Origin of the sequence: Pseudomonas sp. URMO17WK12:I12 (assembly GCF_000514395.1) — a bacterium.
Taxonomy (GTDB): Bacteria; Pseudomonadota; Gammaproteobacteria; order Pseudomonadales; family Pseudomonadaceae; genus Aquipseudomonas; species Aquipseudomonas mucoides.
This window is the reverse complement of the sequence record NZ_AZVV01000013.1, coordinates 177,305-196,220: the sequence shown is the minus strand read 5'-3', so window position 1 is coordinate 196,220 and position 18,916 is coordinate 177,305. Positions and strand designations below refer to the sequence as shown.

General features: G+C 59.9%; 17 protein-coding genes. 11 read left to right on the top strand and 6 right to left on the bottom strand.

Going from position 1 to position 18,916, the window contains the following annotated elements; all coding sequences use genetic code 11:
* The first annotated feature begins 45 nt into the window (after nucleotides 1-45).
* The gene (locus D882_RS0119455; protein WP_027924774.1) at nucleotides 46-309 is read left to right on the top strand and encodes a hypothetical protein; all 264 of its coding nucleotides are present in this window, start codon (nucleotides 46-48) and stop codon (nucleotides 307-309) included.
* A gap of 35 nt (nucleotides 310-344) precedes the next feature.
* Here D882_RS0119455 and gltS read toward each other — a convergent pair whose 3' ends face one another.
* Nucleotides 345-1,559: a sodium/glutamate symporter gene (gene gltS, locus D882_RS0119450; protein WP_027924773.1), complete on the bottom strand. Its 1,215-nt coding sequence runs from the start codon at nucleotides 1,557-1,559 to the stop codon at nucleotides 345-347.
* 202 nt (nucleotides 1,560-1,761) lie between these two features.
* Here gltS and D882_RS0119445 point away from each other — a divergent pair, with 202 nt between their 5' ends.
* The 4 genes from D882_RS0119445 to D882_RS0119430 all read left to right on the top strand — a co-directional run bounded on the left by D882_RS0119445 (nucleotide 1,762) and on the right by D882_RS0119430 (nucleotide 7,465).
* Complete coding sequence (locus D882_RS0119445; RefSeq protein ID WP_027924772.1) at nucleotides 1,762-2,298, top strand: dihydrofolate reductase family protein; 537 nt, start codon at nucleotides 1,762-1,764, stop codon at nucleotides 2,296-2,298.
* 133 nt (nucleotides 2,299-2,431) lie between these two features.
* The gene (locus D882_RS0119440) at nucleotides 2,432-3,127 is read left to right on the top strand and encodes a tRNA (adenine(22)-N(1))-methyltransferase TrmK (protein ID WP_027924771.1); all 696 of its coding nucleotides are present in this window, start codon (nucleotides 2,432-2,434) and stop codon (nucleotides 3,125-3,127) included.
* Nucleotides 3,128-3,263: 136 nt separating this feature from the next.
* Complete coding sequence (locus D882_RS01000000131260) at nucleotides 3,264-6,200, top strand: EAL domain-containing protein (RefSeq protein WP_050590216.1); 2,937 nt, start codon at nucleotides 3,264-3,266, stop codon at nucleotides 6,198-6,200.
* 383 nt (nucleotides 6,201-6,583) lie between these two features.
* On the top strand, nucleotides 6,584-7,465 hold the full coding sequence (locus D882_RS0119430; protein ID WP_050590215.1) for a metallophosphoesterase: 882 nt from the start codon (nucleotides 6,584-6,586) through the stop codon (nucleotides 7,463-7,465).
* 96 nt (nucleotides 7,466-7,561) lie between these two features.
* Here the strand turns inward: D882_RS0119430 and D882_RS0119425 are convergent, their stop codons facing one another.
* The gene (locus tag D882_RS0119425; protein ID WP_027924769.1) at nucleotides 7,562-8,884 is read right to left on the bottom strand and encodes a DUF1329 domain-containing protein; all 1,323 of its coding nucleotides are present in this window, start codon (nucleotides 8,882-8,884) and stop codon (nucleotides 7,562-7,564) included.
* A gap of 213 nt (nucleotides 8,885-9,097) precedes the next feature.
* Nucleotides 9,098-10,516 (bottom strand): DUF2252 domain-containing protein, encoded by a 1,419-nt coding sequence (locus tag D882_RS0119420; protein ID WP_050590218.1) that lies wholly within the window; start codon nucleotides 10,514-10,516, stop codon nucleotides 9,098-9,100.
* A 591-nt stretch (nucleotides 10,517-11,107) separates the two neighbouring features.
* Between D882_RS0119420 and D882_RS0119415 the strand changes: the two genes are divergently transcribed.
* Entirely contained in the window at nucleotides 11,108-11,467 is a 360-nt protein-coding gene (locus tag D882_RS0119415; protein ID WP_027924767.1) for a DUF6124 family protein, read from the top strand.
* A 100-nt stretch (nucleotides 11,468-11,567) separates the two neighbouring features.
* Here D882_RS0119415 and D882_RS01000000131255 read toward each other — a convergent pair whose 3' ends face one another.
* On the bottom strand, nucleotides 11,568-12,809 hold the full coding sequence (locus D882_RS01000000131255; protein ID WP_050590214.1) for an MFS transporter: 1,242 nt from the start codon (nucleotides 12,807-12,809) through the stop codon (nucleotides 11,568-11,570).
* A 110-nt stretch (nucleotides 12,810-12,919) separates the two neighbouring features.
* On the opposite strand from D882_RS01000000131255, the gene D882_RS0119405 reads away from it, so the two are divergent.
* Complete coding sequence (locus D882_RS0119405; RefSeq protein WP_027924766.1) at nucleotides 12,920-13,375, top strand: helix-turn-helix domain-containing protein; 456 nt, start codon at nucleotides 12,920-12,922, stop codon at nucleotides 13,373-13,375.
* 10 nt (nucleotides 13,376-13,385) lie between these two features.
* Here the strand turns inward: D882_RS0119405 and D882_RS1000000132155 are convergent, their stop codons facing one another.
* Both D882_RS1000000132155 and D882_RS0119395 read right to left on the bottom strand, forming a co-directional pair.
* On the bottom strand, nucleotides 13,386-13,547 hold the full coding sequence (locus D882_RS1000000132155; RefSeq protein ID WP_081743980.1) for a DUF2986 domain-containing protein: 162 nt from the start codon (nucleotides 13,545-13,547) through the stop codon (nucleotides 13,386-13,388).
* 106 nt (nucleotides 13,548-13,653) lie between these two features.
* On the bottom strand, nucleotides 13,654-14,511 hold the full coding sequence (locus D882_RS0119395; RefSeq protein WP_027924765.1) for a LysR family transcriptional regulator: 858 nt from the start codon (nucleotides 14,509-14,511) through the stop codon (nucleotides 13,654-13,656).
* Nucleotides 14,512-14,645: 134 nt separating this feature from the next.
* Between D882_RS0119395 and D882_RS0119390 the strand changes: the two genes are divergently transcribed.
* The 4 genes from D882_RS0119390 (at nucleotide 14,646) to D882_RS0119375 (ending at nucleotide 18,905) form a co-directional block, all read left to right on the top strand.
* On the top strand, nucleotides 14,646-15,710 hold the full coding sequence (locus tag D882_RS0119390; protein WP_027924764.1) for an agmatine/peptidylarginine deiminase: 1,065 nt from the start codon (nucleotides 14,646-14,648) through the stop codon (nucleotides 15,708-15,710).
* A gap of 4 nt (nucleotides 15,711-15,714) precedes the next feature.
* Nucleotides 15,715-16,623: an N-carbamoylputrescine amidase gene (gene aguB / locus D882_RS0119385; protein WP_027924763.1), complete on the top strand. Its 909-nt coding sequence runs from the start codon at nucleotides 15,715-15,717 to the stop codon at nucleotides 16,621-16,623.
* A gap of 1 nt (nucleotide 16,624) precedes the next feature.
* Nucleotides 16,625-17,728, top strand: coding sequence for an extracellular solute-binding protein (locus tag D882_RS0119380; RefSeq protein WP_027924762.1), 1,104 nt, complete (start codon nucleotides 16,625-16,627; stop codon nucleotides 17,726-17,728).
* A 70-nt stretch (nucleotides 17,729-17,798) separates the two neighbouring features.
* Complete coding sequence (locus D882_RS0119375; protein ID WP_027924761.1) at nucleotides 17,799-18,905, top strand: agmatine/peptidylarginine deiminase; 1,107 nt, start codon at nucleotides 17,799-17,801, stop codon at nucleotides 18,903-18,905.
* Nucleotides 18,906-18,916 lie beyond the last annotated feature (11 nt).

Sequence of the window (18,916 nt, the reverse complement as noted above, 5' to 3'; positions counted from 1 at the left end):
CTGATTGGCAGTGAGCCAGCCAAGCGTTTTAACGGGAGGAATATCATGATTCGCAAATACAGCATGATGGCCCTGGCGACACTGGTCGTCGCCGTGGGTGTGCAGTCAGTATCGATAACGGCTTACGCGACCGAGCAGGGAGAACAGCGGCGTGAAGCGCGGGATACACGGCAGACAGGGCGCTCGGATGCACGGCAAACCAAGGTCGATTGCAGACAGGCCAGTGAGAAAAGCAACGCGCAATGCCGCCAGGACAAGCGCAGCACCAAACAGGACACGCGCCGCACTGCCCGGGACATCAAATACTGATGACCTGATGCCGATCGCCATGGACCGGGGCGGTGCTAGATACCACTGAACATACCAATGATCACCGCATTGACCAGGTCAATGAAAAAGCCACACACCAGCGGCACGATCAGGAAGGCTTGATGTGCCGCGCCGTATTTTTGCGTCACGGTCGTCATGTTGACGATGGCCGTTGCCGTGGACCCGAGGGCAATGCCGCCGAAGCCGGACGCTATCACGCTGGCTTCGTAATTGCGGCCCATGCAGCGGAACACCACGAAATACGTGTAGAGCACCGTCAGCAGGATTTGCAGGCTCAGGGCGCACAGAATGAACAACAACGCGCCACTGAGCTGCCATAACTGAAGCCCCATCAGCGCCATGGTCAGAAACATGCCCAGGCAGATATCGGAGATCAGCGACAGACCCAGGCGGGCGCCGCCCCAGGATTTCAACCGTTGTTCATTCATCACCGCGAGAACGATGTGGTGAATGACGATACCCGCGAACAGGCAACTGACGAATTTGGGCAGGGTGATACCGGCATCGACCAGCAGCAGGTTGAGTCCGTAGCCGAGCATCAGGGTCAGGTTAAGCCACATCCACGCCCAGAGCACATCGTAGTAGTCCATTGACTGGTGGGGTTGCTGTTCAAGGACGCCGACTTCCAGGCTCCCGTCCCCGGAAGGTGTCAGTTGATGACGACGTATCAGGCGGTTGGCGATCGGGCCGCCGATCACGCACGCGGCAATCAGGCCGACAGTGTTACTGGCCATGCCCAGTTCATGCGCGTTATTGATGCCCAGCTTGTCGACGAACAGCGGCGCCCAGGCCAGGGTCGTGCCCGCGCCACCCGTCAGGGAAATGGAGCCCACCATCAACCCGGCCTTGGGATCGAGTCCAAATGCCTCGGCCACGCCCATGCCCAGCGCGTTTTGCAGGACGATGAACACCCCCGCGAGCACCAGCAGGATCAGCAGCGGGACGCCGCCCTTGAGCAGCTGGCGCATGTCCGAGTTCAAGCCAATGCCGGCAAAGAAATACAGCAGCAGGGTGTCGCGAACATCGAGATCGAATTCGATCTCGATGTTAAGGCCGAAATAAAACAGGGTCGTCACTGCCGCACAGACAAAGCCGCCAACCACCGACTCGGGAATGCAGTATTGACGGAGCAAGGCATTGCGCTGAACAAGGGATTTGCCGAGAAAAAGCAGGAGGATGGCGAGGGTAAAACTCACGAGGCCGTGAATCTGGAAGATCTGTGGAGTCATTCAGAGCCTGCCTAAAAATATGAAAAATCATTATCAGGATTCGACCGTTCAGCGTTTAGACCTGAGTCAATGAACGGTGGATGCAGCATAGCAGGCGGGTCAAATCCTTCCTGTCGCGCCCAAATGCTTGCTTGTCCAGGTCTTCCTCAAATTCACACGTATGATCATGCTTTGACCTACGACGGATAAATAGGGGGACCTGATGGCCACCGCACATGTATTCATTGCCACCAGTCTGGATGGCTTCATCGCCCGCGCTGATGGGGACATCGACTGGCTTTTGCAGCGTGATGATCCGGCCGAGGATCATGGCTACTCAGCCTTCATCGCCGACAAGGATGTGATCGTGATGGGGCGGGGAAGCTACGAGAAGGTGCTGACCTTCGAATCATGGTTCTATGACCGGCCCGTCGTGGTGCTGTCTGAACAGTTGGCCCATTCACCGGTGCCCGACGCGTTGAAGGGCAAGCTGCGTTTTTCCAGTCTCACCCCCGCGGCCTTGATGGAGGAACTGGCCGGGCAGGGCGTGCATCGGGTTTATGTCGATGGCGGGCAGTTGGTGCAGTCATTCCTGCGCGATGGGTTAGTTGCTGACATGGTGATTACCACCGTGCCCGTGCTGATCGGGTCGGGAAGGCCATTGTTCGGGCGTCTTCAGCAGGATGTTGACTTGAAACTGGTCTCCAGTTGCTGCTTTCCTTCCGGTTTGGTGCAGTCCACGTATCGGCTGGTCCGATGACCCTGACGCAGGCGCCAGGACGGGGCCGATCCGGGCCCCGGTCGCAGGAATTTGTAATGCGCAGCATTGCCCGACACAATCGCGTCCCGATCCGGCCAACGGTGCCGGGCATTCGTGGTGAAGGGAACTGCAGTTGAACGAACAGACATTGTCCATGCGCCTGGAACGCGTGGCGGCGCATGTGCCAGTCGGTGCGCGCCTGGCCGATATCGGCTCCGATCACGGCTACTTGCCCGTGGCGTTGATGCACCGTGGCGCCATCGTGGCGGCCGTCGCCGGTGAGGTGGCGTTGACGCCGTTCCACGCGGCTGAACGCACCGTGCGCGAGAACGACCTGGACGTGCGGATCACCGTGCGCCTGGCCAATGGACTGGCGGCCATCGAGCCGGGCGACGGGATCACCGCGATCAGCATCTGCGGCATGGGCGGCGAGACGATTCGCGACATCCTCGACAACGGCAAGGCGCGGCTGAGCGGGCAGGAGCGCTTGATCCTGCAGCCCAACGGCGGCGAGCAGCCACTGCGCCAATGGTTGATGGAAAATGGCTACCGCATCCTCTGCGAGGAACTGCTGCGGGAAAATCGCTTCGACTACGAAATCATCGTTGCCGAGCGCGCTGGCCCGGTGATGTACACCGCTGAGGAGCTATACTTCGGCCCGCTGCAGATGCAGGCACGCAGTCCGGCGTTCCTGGCCAAGTGGCAGCGCCTGCTGCGCGAAAAGCAGAAGACCCTGAGCCAGCTCGCCCGAGCGCGACAGGCCGTGCCGCAGGAGAAGCTGCAAGACATCGCCCGGCAGGCTCGGTGGATCACTGAGCTGCTGGTGTGAGTTGGTCGTCCATTTAGAGCGACCACCCAATAAAACGATTGAAAAAAACTCCCATTAGCTTTAAACGGGAAGCTAACCGGCACATTGCCAGCAATCTGTAAGTGAGTATTGCCAGTTTTTGGCTCAGGGAGCGTTGATGAGAGTTCGTCCATGGACCGACGCCCTGCGGCAATCGAACGATTGCGACGTTGTCGCATCTCAACTGAATGGACATCTGGATACGGTCGGCATGACCTACGCTGGCAACAAGGACACCCTCGAGCAATTGCTCATCCCCGCGCGCCACTGGGCGCACTCCACGGCGTGGGCGGTTTACCGCGCCGGTGAACAAATGCATCTGGTCGGGCAGGGCGACCCGCAGGTGCAGTGGCCGGCAAGCGTGGCGAATGAAGACTTTGACGCCTTTTGCCAGACCCGGCGCTTGCACCGCTGGCCGACCGGTAAAGGCGAAAGCGAGCTGGGTTGGCTACTTGCCCCCCTCAACGAAGCGGCGGACCCGGCGCTCGCCGATTTCGCCCAGCGCCTGGGCATTCAGGTCCAGACCAATACGCTGGCCCGCGCGCAGATTACTCAGCGTGTGCTGTATGAAATCACCTACCTGGCCAGTTCGACCCGCGACCGCTCGGTGTTTCTGGTGGGGGTTCACCAGTTACTGGCCAGCCTGATTGACGCCGAGAACTTCTATCTCGCGCTGTATGACCCGCACACCGGCAAGATTGACTACCCGTATTATGTCGACATCATCGACGTGGATGCCGTGGAGTCCCAGCACTATGAATACCTCGACCCTTCGCACCTGTCGTTGACTGGCCAGGTGTTGACCACGGGCCAGCCGCTGCTGATCGACGCCGCCGGCATCATCGCGGCGCAGGCGGAGGACCGTTTCTACTGCGTGGGTGATCGTCCGGAGTTCTGGATGGGCGCGCCGTTGAAAAATGCCTCGGACGACGTCTTTGGCATGCTGGCCATGCAAGTCTACGAGGTGTCCCGGACCTACAGCGCTGAAGACCGCGCATTGTTTCTGGTGGTGGCCCGCCACGTGGCCATGGCGCTGGACCGGATTCTGCACCGCGAAGACCTGGAAGAGACGGTGATGCGCCGCACCCTGGAGCTGTCGGCCGTCAACGATGCGTTGAGGCAGGAAGTGGCCGACCGCCAGCGCGCCGAGCATCTGCAAAGCGCGCTGTTCCAGATTGCCGAACTGTCGAGCCAGCCCGGCGACATGGCTGAGCTGTTTCAAACCTTGCATGGCATCGTCGGTGATTTGCTGTTCGCGCAGAACTTCTACATTGCGCTGTTCGACGACTCGATCAGTGAAGTGACCTTTCCGTATTACGTCGATGAGCGGCAGACGATCTGTCCGCCGGCACGGCGTGGCTGCCGGGGCTTGACCGAGTACGTTATCCGGCAGCGCCGGCCGTGCCTGATTGACGTCGGCGAGGCTGAACGATTGGCGGCGCAGGGTGAAATCGAACTGGCCAATGAGTCTGTCCGGTCTTACTCCTGGCTGGGCATTCCGTTGTTCGATGGCGATGTGGTGCGCGGCGTGCTGGCGGTGCAAAGTTATACCTCGCAGGTGCGCTATACCCTGCGTGATCAGGAACTATTGACGTTCGTGTCCCGGCATATCGACACCGCGTTGTCACGCCGCACGGCCGCCGAAGCGATCCATGCCGCCAATCTCAAGCTGGAGGCCCGGGTGCAGAACCGCACCCGTGAGCTTGATCACGCCAATGCCAAGTTGCAACACGAAAACTCCCACGATGCGCTGACCGGGTTGCCGAATCGTACCTACCTGCAACACCGCCTGAGCCAGGCCTGGTTGGAGTTCGGCAGCGTCGGCGGGCACCTGGCGGTGATGTTCATTGACCTCGACCGTTTCAAGATGGTCAACGACAGCCTCGGTCACCATTTTGGCGACCTGCTGTTAATGCAGGCCGCCCAGCGTCTGCGCGGTTGCCTGCGCGAAACCGACATGCTGGCGCGCCTGGGGGGCGATGAGTTTTCGGTGCTGGCGCCCGAGGCATCGCTGGAGGTGGTGATCGAAATCGCCGAGCGGATTCTGGTGGCGTTCGACCTGCCGTTTTTCATCAATGGCCATGAAGTGTTTTCGTCCTGCAGTATCGGCATCGTCAGCGCCGACAGTCAGTTCCATCACGAGCCCGCCGACTTGCTGCGCGATGCCGACGCGGCGATGTACCGGGTCAAGAGCGCCGGGCGTGACAGCTACGCGGTGTTCAACCAGGAAGTGCGCCGGGAAGTTTCGGACCAGGTCGAGCGGGAAGGGGCCTTGCGCAACGCGCTCAAACGCACTGACGAACTGCTGCCGTATTTCCAGCCGATTGTCAGTGTTGACACCGGCGAGCTGATTGCCCTTGAAGCGCTGGTGCGCTGGCATCAGCCGGGCGGCCGGGTGATCGCGCCGGGCGAGTTCTTGCCGGATGTCGAGGGCTTGCGCCTGATCGGTCGACTGGACCTGTACATGCTCACCAGCGTTGCGGTGATCCTCGCCCAGCCTGAACATGCCAATTGGCCTGCGGTGCACGTCAATTGCTCCAGCTACAGCATGACCCGTCCGGACTTTGCCAGTGAAGTGCTTGCACTGTTGGCGCGGCACGGAGTTGCGCCCTCGCGGATTTGCCTGGAGTTGACCGAAGGTGCGCTGGTGGCTGAGCCGGCCATCGCCCGCCTGACCATGCAGCAACTCGCCGACAATGGCATGTCGGTGGTGCTCGATGACTTCGGTGCCGGGTTTTCGTCCCTGAGCTATGTGCATCAATACCGTTTCAGCGGCTTGAAGATCGACAAATCGTTCATCCTCGAGCTGACCACCAGTGCGCGCAGCCGCGCCATCGTCCGGGCGATTGTGCGGATGGCCGAATCGCTGGACCTGAGTGTGGTTGCCGAAGGTGTCGAGGATGAAGCGACGCTGGAGCTGCTGCGCGAAATAGGTGCGGGGCAGGCCCAGGGTTACTACTTCGCCAAGCCGATGGGGTTGGAGGCGTTGTTGGCGAGTTCGCTGGTGGGGTCATCCAGCCGGGTGCTTGCAGATAATTCGCCAATCACTCACTAAAACCCTGTCGACTGTGTAGCAGCTGCCGAGCCCGCGAGGCTGCGTTCGAGCCGGGGTCGCGCTCGACCGCAGTCCTCGCCATCGCGTCGAAATAATCATTTTGAAAATGTATACCGCACGATTTTTTAACAAAGCGTGAACAACTGGTGTGATCAATTAAGAGAAAAGTTCACCAGAACTTCCTCCGAACGCTGACACCCAGTGAGTCACCCTTGAAGCGCATAAAGCCCCCCTCGAAGATTGCAAAACGTTTGCTGCTCAGACGGCTCGCGCTGTGCTCAAGCGTCGCCTTCATCTGTCTGTCCATGGCGGGTGGCTACTGGTTATACACGCCACCAGCGCCTTACGTTCCGCTAAGAAGCCCGGACCCTGCGTCGGTGTCGATGATCGCCGTGGGCGATCAAGGCAGCGGTAACCTGCAGCAGTGGCGGGTGGGGCGGGCCATGGAGCGAGTCGCCGCCAATGAGGGAAGCCTGAACATGGTGGTGTTCCTGGGCGACAACTTCTACGGCAAGTCGCTGGCCAGTACCCATGACTCCAGTTGGCAAACCCGGTTCGAGCGCGTCTATTGGGGGCATTGGCTGAGTCATGTGCCGTTCTACGCGGTACTGGGCAATCACGATTACCCGGTGTCGCAAAAGTACGAGATCAAGTACGGACAACAGCACAAGGGATCGGGCCGCTGGCAGATGCCGATGAATTTTTACGCCAAGGATTTCGGTGAAGTCGACGGTCGCCCATTGGTGCGAATGGTGTTCCTCGACACGTCGGCGCCGCGTGAAAGTTTGCAGCAGCAAATCGACTTTATTGATCAGGCGTTCCAGGCACCCGGTCCGGCGCCGGTGTGGCGAATCGCAGCGTCCCATCACCCGGTGCGCAATCAGGGCCAGCATGGAGAGGAGTCGGATCTGGTCGCCAGGCTTTTGCCGGCGCTGCAGCGCAACAACGTTGATCTGCTGTTGTCAGGCCATGATCACAATCAGCAATTGCTGTTGCGTGCCGGCGAACCAGCGTGGGTCATCTCCGGTGCGGGAGGGCAGAAGCTGTATGCCCTGAACACGCCGACGCCCGATAGCGCGTTCACCGCATCGCGGGCCGGGTTTGCCAAACTCGACCTGAACGCCGATCAATTGAGGTTGGCGTATTACAACGATCGAGGCGATCTGGAAACCAGCTATCACTGGGCCAGAGACTGCCAGTGGATGGCCAAAGGCTGTCTACGGCCCGAGGACTCCCAAGGGACCCTCGCGCAGTCGGCTCAATAGGCACCGATAACAGGGACAATTGGCGCTGCCTTTTGTAGCCGCTGCCTAGCCCGCGAGGCTGCGTTCGAGGACGCAGTCCTCGCCATCACCCTGCACCTAGCGAATACCCGCACCCGCCATCGACTCCGGTATCCACTGCGCCGTCGACAGCGGCTCGATATACCGAATCCCGCCATGCGGGCCGACCACGCCATTGATGTTGTACGAGCCGCGCGACAGGTCGTACGTCATGAAAGGCGTGGCATCCGGGACCTGCTCGTCATAGCTCTGGCTGAGGAACGCGAAGGAGCCCCGGTAAAGTTTGCCACTCGTGTCGTACTGATCGGAGGCGACAGCGGCCCAAGTGTCTTCATCCAGGTAAAAGCGGCGCTTCTGGTAGATGTGACTGGCGCCGGGCTTGAGGTTGCCTTCCACCACGTAGACCCGATGTTTCTCCCAGCGCACGAAATCCGGGGACAGGTAATTGGGGGTGGTCAGCGACTTGGCCTCCCGCGCGTAGGTCAGTTTGTAGGTGTTGTAGGGCACGATCATTTCTTGCTTGCCCACCAGCGTCCAGTCATACAGTTCCAGGGCTCGGGCGGTGCCGGGGTTCGGCGTGTCGTAGGCCAGGATTGAAATCTGTTTGACCCGGCGCTGGGCCGGCATGTACTGCCAGGCACGGCCAGGACGCTGCAGCGGGTTGGTGGCGTTCTTGAGCATGATCGACTCGCCGGCTCGCCGCGCAGGTCCCGTATAGGACAGTTTCAACTGGTAGTAGAGGTCGGAGTTGTTGATGGGCTTGGACAGGTTCTCGTAGATCGGGAAGGAGACGAAGGCCTCCCCGGTGACGGCTAGGCTTGCCACGCCCGCCGAGTCGACGTTCCAGGAGTCGTACTTGGAATGGATGTTGACGCCCTGGTAGCGCAGCAGGAAATTCCACATCGCTTCGGCACCCGATTGCGGGATCGGGAACGGCACACCGGGCAATACATTGTCGAAGGCAATCCCGCCATTGAGGGACCGGGCGGTGGTGGCATTCTTGCGGCTATTGTCCAGCACCGTCTGTGGCAACGATGCGGTGCGGTGGGTCGGGTACACGTCGATGCGGTAGCCGGGGTAGCGCTTGGCCAACTCAACGGTGGTGGCCGTCAGCATGTTTTTGTACTGATCAACGTTGCGGCCATTGATCACCAGCAGCGGTTTCTCACCGGCATAAGGGTCCGGGCGCATGCTGTCGCCGATCTTGAAACTGGCGGGGGCCGTGGTCAGGCCTCCGCTATAGGGCGGGATGGAGCCATCGGCATTACCGGCTTTTTCAGCACCGACCAGCGTCAGGTTGGTGCCAAGTTCCGCAGCTTGCTGACTCGATACAGAGGCCTGGGCCTCAATGGCCAGCGTCATCAGGAGTGAGGCAGCCAGAAGACTTTTCACGATTTTCATATTGTTATTCTCTTGCTGAGTGCATCAGGCCACTCGTGGCTCAGGCGGAGCAACCGCATTCGCCTTGTGGGCGATCAGACGGGCTCAAGCGCCAGATGCTTTTTTATGACTCCCATTAAAAAGCCCCCGAATCGGGGGCGCTTTTCATTCGACGACAGTCGCTTGGCTATTCGTGACAGACGCGAAAAATCACGCCCACCGGCAAACTCGGCCTCATAGCTCTTCTTCTCTCAATGCAATGATCCGACCTGATTTCTCGGCGGCCACCAGCGAGGCATGGTCTTTTGCGTTTTGATCGGCATAGGTGAGGGCAAATGTTCCGATGGCCTGGTCGAAGGAGTCGGTCTTGCCCAGGTAGCCACTGATGAGTGCAGCATCCCCGGATTTGGCGTGGGAACGGGCCAGGGTCAGACCGCACCACTCGGCGTACATCTTCAATCGTGGGGCGGAAATGCCCTCGATGGGCGCTGACATTTTCATGTCGCGCAACTGACGCACAAAGAAATAGCGGCCGTTCTGACCGCGGGTCCAGCCCAGAAAGATGTCGCTGGACGACTGCATCAGGCGCTGCCCCGTGACGACACGTTGTCCCTGATTCTCGTATTCGCTCTTGCCGGCATAGGGCGCGAGTACCGAGGGACAGGCTTCCTTGAATTGCAGGAGCAACGGGTGATTTTCTGCGGAAAAGAACAGGCCGACGAAACAATAAGTACCGACGCTGCCAATGCCCACCGCTTTGACGGCAATGTCTTCGAGACGGTAGCGATCGAACAGCACGCGCCGTTCATGGGGCAGCGACAATCGATAATCTTGCAGCGCCAGATGGACGTTGCGCACGAAGCCCTTTTCATACACATGAAACAGAATCGGCGGTTGATCGATCAGACGCCGTCGCCCTCCGACTTCACCGCTGATTTTGGGATAAAGGTAATCGCCAACACGCAGCTTGGCCTTGGCGACCAATTGCTCACGGATTTTCTTGATTTCAGCATTGGGCGCCATGTCGATGATCGCTTGGGCGTCCAGGCAGTCGTACCAGACTTCCACCGGGCTCATCTTGGAAAATTTGCGCAGATTCTCGCGGTAGGCACGCACACATTCGGCGGCGCTCGCCTTTGCCGCTTTATCGCTGAGGCGGTTGTCGCGGGCGGCCACGGCAAAACTGATCGCCAGGCGTTTGACATCCCATTCCCAGGGGGCGGGGAGGGTTTCGTCGAAGTCGTTGATGTCGAAGATCAGATTGCGCTCAGGTGTCGCGAACAATCCGAAATTCATCAGGTGACAATCCCCGCACGCCTGCACCTGAAAGCCGGTGATCGGGGTCGTCGCCAGGTCATGGGCCATCAACCCCGAAGAGCCGCGTAAAAAAGTGAAAGGACTGGCCAGCATGCGCCCGTAGCGCACGGGCACCAGATTGGGCAGTCGATAGCGATTGGACTCTTCGAGGAGTGCGATAGGGTCGCGGTGTTTGCGCGCGGGTTTCCATTCGGCGTGAAGGGCATGCGGCAGACTCACGCGTAATTGCTCACCGGCGTACAGGCGTTCCTTGCGTGAGTGAAAGACCCGTTCTTCCCCGTTGTCTCGCGATTGCCCAGACGTGTTGTCGGTAGGCCTGTTTTTACGGGGCGGCATGTTCACTCCTTTGCTCAACGAAGTGTGATTCGGTTGGGCGCAGGAGCTGGTCATTCGGCTGTTCCATCAGCCTGCAGAGAGTGTGTGCGCCAGCGTGTTGGAAAGCGCGAAAGTTAATGCTTGAAGCGTAGCAGCTCTTATCCGGGGTGCCGCTTGGCGCGGATTATTTTGTGTTATTTCTGCGAGGGTTTCCGGTTTCAGGTAAGCCGCGTGTTCAGTCGACAGGCTGGCTTAAACAAGAAAAATCGCCCGCGTTTAAATGAAGCCTTCGGTTACCACTCTGAGGCTACAACGCCTTGCGCCATCGCCTACGGGTAAGACAGAATCCGCCGGCTTGTTTGCTTTGTCCCTGGCCTCTATCGTTTCCCTGCCACTGCCCATCAGTGGTCGGGTTTAGTCGCCCGGGGTTAAAAGTAAGGTGCATTAGCTCTGTCATTCAGGCATTCCCATGCCTGCACTTGATGGTGGTTGTGCGCAGGGCGCCTTCGGGCGCGCCGGCTTTGCTAGCTTCCCCGGTCGACTAACCTGCGTACAGCTGCCTCCCTCTCGTTTAGTCGCAGGAGGGTGGCGCTCAATCATGGAAGCGAGCATATGTTCAAAGTAACACCCAACCCACCGGACACCGATCCGGCATCCCCGTACGAACCCGATTCAAAAAAACTCAACGAAGCCGCCGAACGCGCCCTCAATTTCCATTTCCCGTCGAACGCCGACATCAACGCCAAACCGCGAACCCGCAGCACGCTGTTTTCCGTGGACCCTAAAGCCACCGCCGAAACCCTGGGCGTATTTTTGGTCGAGACACTGGCCTCGATCGACGTGATGGTCCATCAGTTGGTGGATCATCTGGAGGGGGAGGCCCGCTACGCGCTGCTGGGCATTTCAAACAGCATCATGGTGGCCGAAATCACGGCAAACGGCGTGCTGGATAAAATAGAACCCCCCAGGTAACCGCTGCTACAGACGAGGCTAACACCACCATCTTGTAGCCGCTGCCGAGCCCGCGGGGCTGCGTTCGAGCCGGGGTCGCGCTCGACCGCAGTCCTCGCCATCATGGACGGCGTCCTAGTGGCAGACACGGCTGCGAAACCCGCTGCAACGTGACAAACCACACAAACCAGGCAGTCACGCTGATCAAGGCCCCCAACAAACTGACGGCCATCCATCCCCATAGCGCATAAACCTGAGTCGCGGCAGCGGCGCCCAGCGCGCTACCGACCGAGTAGAAACACATGTAGGCGCCGACCATACGACTCTGGGCATCGGGTCGCGCCGCGAAAATGACGCTCTGGTTGGTGACGTGTACGGCCTGCACCGCGAAGTCGAGCAGGACGACGCCGCAGACCAGCGCGATCAGGGACGTCTCGGCAAACGTGATGGGCAGCCAGGACAACGTCAGGAGCGCCAGCGAAATCCCGGTCACCCGCTGTCCCAGGCCTTGATCGGCCCAGCGACCGGCTCTTCTGGCCGCCAGGGCACCGGCGACACCGGCCAGGCCAAACAGGCCGATGGCCGTGTGTGAGAGCGACAGCGGCGGGGCGCTCAACGGCAGCACCATGGCGGTCCACAGCACGGAAAAAGCGGCGAAGATCAGCAGGGCCAGCAAGCCCCTGACACGCAACGCGGGTTCGGTGATGAACAGTTTGAACAGAGAACTGATCAGCATCAGGTAGGACTCTTCATGCCTTGGCGACGCCGTGACAGGCACCGCTCGCCAGAGCACCGCCGCGAGCGTCAGCATCAATCCTGAGGACACACAGTACACGGCGCGCCAGCCCGCGAGGTCCGCAATCAGGCCAGAAGTAAACCGCGCCAGAAGAATGCCCAGGACAATGCCGCTGGTGACCGTCCCCACGGCATGCCCGCGTTGTGAGGGCGTTGCCAGCACGGCGGCATAAGCCACCAGCACCTGAACGACCACGGCCAACAACCCCATCACGACCATCGCACCCAACAGGGTCAGCCATTGCTGCGCTGCGCCGACCGCTGCGAGCGCAACGGCGGAGAGCAACACGTGCGAAAGAATCAGCCGCTTGCGGTTGACCAAGTCACCCAGCGGGACGATGAACAGCAACCCCAGCGCGTAACCGACCTGAGTGGCCGTCACCACAACCCCGATCATGGATGATTCCACGCCCAGGCTCTGAGCCATTGAGTCGAGTAAAGGCTGCGCGAAATAAACGTTGGCGACGGCCAGCGCGCAGGTGACAGAAAACAACAACGTGAGCGACGGAGAAAGCCCCGCAGGCTGCGTGGACAGTTGTTGGGTGGTTAAGTCGACCTTGGCTGTCATGCACACCTCCATGGTGTTAATCTGGTTTCAAATAAAAACCTGATGCGATTGTTGCTGCATCTGGTTTCAAATTGCAACCTGAAAAAGCCACCTTTGGGAAGGGCAAAAAAATGGTCGAAGACGCTTCACCGCAAAGCAACGAATGCCCGGTCGCCAGAACACTGGAGGCCATCGGAGATCGCTGGTCGCTGATGATCATTCGTGACGCATTTGACGACATTCGCCGCTTCAGCGAATTTCAAAAGAGTCTCGGCGTGGCCAAGAACATTCTGGCGTCGCGCCTGAAAACGTTGGTTGAAGTCGGGGTCTTCGACATTCGACCGGCGTCAGATGGCAGCGCGTACAAGGAGTACGTGCTGACGGAAAAAGGACGGGAGATCTTTCCGGTAGTGGTCAGTATCAGGCAGTGGGGCGAACGTTTTCTGTTCCAGCCCCAAGAGACGCGTTCTGTGCTGCTGGATAACCAGTTCGGCCAGCCGCTGATGCCGCTTGAGGTTCGCTCATCAAACGGTCAAAAACTTGAGCCTTCTGACTGCCACAGGGTGAGACTGGTTGTCGGCGTTTAAGACGTATCGATCAACTTTCAGCGGTAGCGGCTGAGTCTGAACTGGCCTCGGCCTCCAGTTTCAACCGGTCAGCCTTGCTGATGTATTTTTCCTTGCTTTGCGGCGCCAGTTTGGCGCTGGCCTTTTTGGCGTGAGCCTTTAATAGCTGCTGTATTTTTTTACGGCGGTTCATGTTTTTTACTCGGCTTGCCTGGTCTTGAATGACGCGAGACTTGAATGTTAACTCAGATCCTGTGATGCGCTCGATACGCGATGCCTCGCCCCACCTTGTCAGGTCATTAGCCGATCGCCTCCAGATGTCTCACCAACCACTCACTAAACCCCCTCGCACTGCTCTCGCTGTCGCGATGCGTCAGCACCGCCCAATTCGGCCCGCGAATGGTTTGCTCCACCAACGGCTGCAACAACCCGTCACTGCACGCCTTTTGACTCAATAACTGACTCACCAACGCAATACCCAGCCCCGCGCACGCCGCGTCCAGCAGCAAACCGGGATCGGAGAAGTTCAGTCCCTGATCCTGCTGGCCCACGTCGATACCGGCTTCCACCGCCCAATGACTCCAGTCCATTTCCCGCTCGCCGTGCAGGGTGGTGCGCTGTTCGCTCGGCAGTGCCAATTGGCTTGGGTGACACGCCGGGAACAGTCGGTCGGCGTGCAGCACTTTGAAGCTGCATTCAGCCTGGGAGCTGATGTCGTCGCGCACTGCAATGTCGATGGTCTGGGTGGCCATGTCCGGCACTTCATCGGTGCTGTAGATCCACAGGTCCACCTCTGGATGTTGAGCGCGGAAATCCCCCAAACGCGGCAACAGCCAATGTCGGGCGAACGCCGGCGTGGTGTTGAGCACCAGTTGATTGGGCTTCTGGTATTGCCCGAGACGGCGAATGCCGACCGCCAATTGTTGCAGCAGCGCCTGGGTGGTGCTGAGCAAATCGTGGCCGGCGTCGGTCAGGGCGACGCTGCGGCCGCTGCGAAAGAACAGCGGTTGTTCGAGGTACGCCTCCAGGCTGCGGATCTGCTGACTGATGGCCGACTGGGTGAGGTTCAGCTCGTCGGCGGCCTTGTGAAAACTGCCCAAACGGGCCGCAGCTTCAAAGCCGCGAAGGGTGCTGAGGGGTGGCCAGTGCTTGAGCATTGATAAGTTCTCCTAATCACTTCTGCGCAAAATCCATCGTTTGTTCGCCCGTTTTTCCAGCCGTAGCATGCATGCCAAGACCGCCAAGGCAGTTTTCATTGAACACAATGGCTTAACTAAAAGGGCTTTTTATCATGCAGCAGGTCAAGCAGCAGCAGGAAATTCAAAACAGTGGTTGGTGGATGCCGGCGGAGTGGGTTCGCCATGCCGCGACCTGGATGGTGTGGCCGCACAACCAGGCACTCTGGGAGTCGGGTTGGCACGTCACACTGCCGCTGGTGCAAGAGGATTTCGCCCGTGTGGCCAATGCCATTGCCCGTTTCGAACCGGTAAAAATGGTCGTCGACCCGTCTGCTGTCGCCAGTGCCAAAGCCTTGTGCGGGCCGAACATCGAGCTGATCCCGTTGGCGGTGAACGACAGTTGGTGCCGCGATTCCGGCCCAAGCTTCGTCTGCCACCCGCAACTCGGCATGGCCGGGGTGAGCTGGCGCTTCAACGCGTGGGGCGGCAAGTCGGCGCATGAGCTGGACGAAAGCCTGGCGCGCCGTGCGCTCAATCATCTGGGCTTACCGTGCTTTGGCACACCGTTGAGCAACGAAGGCGGCGCGATCCATGTCGATGGCGAGGGCACGTTGATCACCACCGAATCGGTACTGCTCAACCCCAATCGCAATCCGGGCATGAGCAAGTCCGAGATGGAAGAGATTTTCACGCGGTTGCTGGGCGTGAAGAAAACCATCTGGCTGCCGGGTGATCCGGACTACGTGACCGGTGACATGACCGATGGTCACGTCGACGGCGTGTGTGCGTTTGCGCGTCCGGGTGTGTTGTTGGTCGACGCCACCCGCGACCAAGGCTCGGTGTATGCCGACGTGGTGCGCGAAAACCGTCGCGCCCTGGAACTGGCCAGCGATGCCCACGGGCGCAAGTTCGAGATGATCGAGTTGTACGAAGCCACCGATGCCGTCGACACCGAGGCGCAAGTGTTCTGCGCGTCATACACCAATTTCTATATCGCCAACGGCGCGATCATCATGCCGGCTTATGGCATCGACGCCGACGATGATGCGGCGGATGTACTGCGCCAGGCGTTTCCCGGACGTGAAGTGGTGCCGGTGCGGATCAATCATCTGGCCCATGGCGGCGGCGGGGTGCATTGCATCACCCAACAACAGCCGGCGTGGCCGGTGGAGGGTTGATCTGATGACACTTTTGACAATTGCCACCACGCAAATGCCCTGCACCTGGGACTTGAAAAACAACCTCGATCTGGCCGAGCAATTAGTGCGCGATGCGGCGGCCAAGGGCGCGCAGGTCATCCTGCTGCAGGAGCTGTTTGCCACGCCGTATTTTTGCATCGAGCAAAACCACAAGCACTTGGCGCTGGCTGAAGAATACAGCGACAGCTCAGTGCTCAAGCGCTTCGCTGAGCTGGCCAGGGAATTGGGTGTGGTGTTGCCACTGAGCTGGTTCGAAAAGGCTGGCAACGCCTACTTCAATTCCTTGAGCGTGGCCGATGCCGACGGGCGCCTGCTGGGCGTGTATCGCAAGACGCACATTCCCAACGCCATCGGCTATCAGGAGAAGGAATATTTCAGCCCTGGCGACACCGGCTTCCGGGTCTGGGACACCGCGTTCGGGCGCCTCGGCGTAGGGATCTGCTGGGATCAGTGGTTCCCCGAAACCGCTCGCTGCCTCGCGTTGATGGGCGCCGAAGTGTTGCTGTTTCCCACGGCCATCGGCTCTGAACCTGGCTGCGCAGCGCTGGACTCTCGGGATCATTGGCAAATGACCATGCGCGGCCATGCGGCGGCCAACATCCTGCCGGTGGTGGCCGCCAACCGCGTCGGCCGCGAAGTGGCGACCACCGATCCCGAACTGCAAATGAGTTTCTACGGTTCGTCCTTCATCTGTAACCACAAAGGCAAGTTGCTCGCCGAAGCCGACCGCGACAGCACGGGCGTGCGGGTCCACACCCTGGACCTCGCTGCCATGCGCGAAGAGCGTTTGAGCTGGGGCATCTATCGCGATCGCCGTCCGGACATGTACGGAGCGCTGTTGAGCCAGGATGGCCGTCACCTCAATGCTCGCTGGAACACTCAAGGGGTTTGACATGCACATTGCCAACAAACGCTTGCTCGGCGCCTTGGGCCTGACCCTGTGCTGCGCGATCCCGTCGCTGCACGCCGAAGAGAAAACCCTGCGCCTGTACAACTGGGCCGATTATTTTGCCGAGGACACGCTCAGCCAGTTCACCGCGGAAACCGGAATCAAGGTGATCTACGACGTGATGGACGGCAGTGAAACCCTGGAAGCCAAGATGCTTGCCGGGGGCAGCGGTTATGACTTGATCTTCCCCGGTGACACCGTGGCCGAACGCTTGATGCGCGCCGGCAGCCTGCAAGCGCTGGACCAGTCGAAACTCACCGCGATGGGGGACGTCGAACCCGGTTTGCAGAAGCTGCGCTCGCACTATGAGCATTCGAGCAAGGCCACCGTTCCCTACACTTGGGGCACCATCGGCCTGACCTACAATGCCGAGCAGATCAAGCAGCGCATGCCGGACGCGCCGGTCAGCAGCCTGGACATGCTGTTCAAACCGGAACTGGCCGCGCGGTTTGCCGATTGCGGGATCTCGATGATCGATTCGCCGGACGAAGTGTTGGCCGTGGTGCTCAACTATCTGGGCAAAGATCCACGCAGCGCCAAACCGGCCGACCTCGCCGCCGCCAGTGATCTGCTGATGAAATTGCGGCCGTACATTCGCAAGTTCCAATCGCAGCCGGTGACCGATCTGGTCAATGGCAACCTGTGCCTGTCACTCGGCTACAGCGGCGACATGACCCAAGCGCAGCGGACGTCGGACTCAGCCGGCAAGAAAACCACGTTCCAGTACCGCGTTCCCCGTGAAGGCACCACGGTGTGGATGGACACCATGGCGATTCCGGTCGATGCCAAACATCCGGAGTACGCCTATGCGTTCATCAATTTCGTCATGCGCCCGCAGAACATGGCGGCTATCAGCAATTTCACCGGATACCCGACTTCCAGCGCCAAGGCGCGGCCGAGTGTCGATGCGGCCATGCGCAATAACCCGGACATCTACCTCGACGACGCCACCTACGCACGGCTGATCCCGGGCAAGGACATTTCGCAAGCCGATATGCGCGCGCGGATGCGCACCTGGACCAAGTTCAAGACTGCCACTGCGCAGTGACATCCGGCCGGCACCCGGTGCCGGCCTTCACCTTTTGCGCAATTACGAACCGCTATTCAAGGATTTACATATGTCGACGCGTCGCGAGTTCATCAAATACGTCTCCGTGGTCGCAGGTCTCGGCGCCGCCGCCTCCATGGGCTGGGTCAACGCCGCCACCCGGGGCCCATGGTTCATGCCCGATGAAGGCGATAAACACCAACGCGCCTTCATCGCTTTTGGCGCACAGGACGCGATCTGGGAGGACTTCACCGCCGATGTGCAAGAAGCCCTTGGCCGGATCGCCCGCACCATCGCCCGCTATGAGCCGGTGACGGTGTTCTGCCGCAGCAACGAGCGAAGTCTGGCCGAGGAGCTGTGCGGTACGGCCAACATCACCTATATCAGCACCCAGCTCGATGACATCTGGATGCGCGACATCGGCGCCAACTTTGTCATCGACGGCGACGGCGGACTGGGTGCTGTGGACTTCAACTTCAACGGTTGGGGCAACAAACAGCAGCACGCCAAGGACGCGAAGCTGGCCGGTCTGGTCGCTGAACACGCAGAGGCCAGTGACCTGCGCACCGAACTGGTGGGCGAGGGCGGCGGTATCGAAGTGGATGGTCACGGCACCGGGATCATGACCGAAAGCAGCTGGATCAACGCCAATCGCAATCCGGACTGGAGCAAGGCCGAGGTCGAGCAAGAACTGAAGGAGCGCCTCGGCTTGCGCAAAATCATCTGGCTGCCGGGGATCAAAGGCAAAGACATCACCGACGCTCATGTCGATTTCTACGCACGGTTCGTCAAGCCGGGCGTCGTGATCGCCAACCTCGACAACGACCCCGAGTCCTACGACCGCAACGTCACGTTGGCGCACCTGGAGATTCTGAAAAACGCCACGGACGCCGATGGCCGCAAGCTCCAAGTGCATACCGTGTCGCCACCGCTGTACCCGCGCAAGAGCAAGTTCAACAAGAACAACCCGGACTTCGCCGCCGGCTACATCAACTACTTCGTGATCAACGGGGCGGTCATTGCGCCTGAGTTCGGGGACAAAGCTGCCGATACCAAGGCCTTCGACCTGCTGTCAGAGCTCTACCCAGACCGTGAGGTGGTGCAGCTCAATATCGACGCCATCTCGGCCGGTGGCGGCGGCATTCACTGTGTGACCAGTCATCAGCCAGGGGTTTAATCGGCTGCGGC

Bases quoted from the DNA above. Each gene is read 5' to 3' on its own strand.
- D882_RS0119445 (WP_027924772.1), top strand. From the start codon at position 1,762: ATGGCCACCGCACATGTATTCATTGCCACCAGTCTGGATGGCTTCATC.
- D882_RS0119390 (WP_027924764.1), top strand. From the start codon at position 14,646: ATGCAGCAGGTCAAGCAGCAGCAGGAAATTCAAAACAGTGGTTGGTGG.
- D882_RS01000000131260 (WP_050590216.1), top strand. From the start codon at position 3,264: ATGAGAGTTCGTCCATGGACCGACGCCCTGCGGCAATCGAACGATTGC.
- D882_RS0119420 (WP_050590218.1), bottom strand. From the start codon at position 10,516: ATGCCGCCCCGTAAAAACAGGCCTACCGACAACACGTCTGGGCAATCG.
- D882_RS0119455 (WP_027924774.1), top strand. From the start codon at position 46: ATGATTCGCAAATACAGCATGATGGCCCTGGCGACACTGGTCGTCGCC.
- D882_RS01000000131255 (WP_050590214.1), bottom strand. From the start codon at position 12,809: ATGACAGCCAAGGTCGACTTAACCACCCAACAACTGTCCACGCAGCCT.
- D882_RS0119375 (WP_027924761.1), top strand. From the start codon at position 17,799: ATGTCGACGCGTCGCGAGTTCATCAAATACGTCTCCGTGGTCGCAGGT.
- aguB (WP_027924763.1), top strand. From the start codon at position 15,715: ATGACACTTTTGACAATTGCCACCACGCAAATGCCCTGCACCTGGGAC.
- gltS (WP_027924773.1), bottom strand. From the start codon at position 1,559: ATGACTCCACAGATCTTCCAGATTCACGGCCTCGTGAGTTTTACCCTC.
- D882_RS0119430 (WP_050590215.1), top strand. From the start codon at position 6,584: ATGATCGCCGTGGGCGATCAAGGCAGCGGTAACCTGCAGCAGTGGCGG.
- D882_RS0119380 (WP_027924762.1), top strand. From the start codon at position 16,625: ATGCACATTGCCAACAAACGCTTGCTCGGCGCCTTGGGCCTGACCCTG.
- D882_RS0119425 (WP_027924769.1), bottom strand. From the start codon at position 8,884: ATGAAAATCGTGAAAAGTCTTCTGGCTGCCTCACTCCTGATGACGCTG.
- D882_RS0119415 (WP_027924767.1), top strand. From the start codon at position 11,108: ATGTTCAAAGTAACACCCAACCCACCGGACACCGATCCGGCATCCCCG.
- D882_RS0119405 (WP_027924766.1), top strand. From the start codon at position 12,920: ATGGTCGAAGACGCTTCACCGCAAAGCAACGAATGCCCGGTCGCCAGA.
- D882_RS1000000132155 (WP_081743980.1), bottom strand. From the start codon at position 13,547: ATGAACCGCCGTAAAAAAATACAGCAGCTATTAAAGGCTCACGCCAAA.
- D882_RS0119395 (WP_027924765.1), bottom strand. From the start codon at position 14,511: ATGCTCAAGCACTGGCCACCCCTCAGCACCCTTCGCGGCTTTGAAGCT.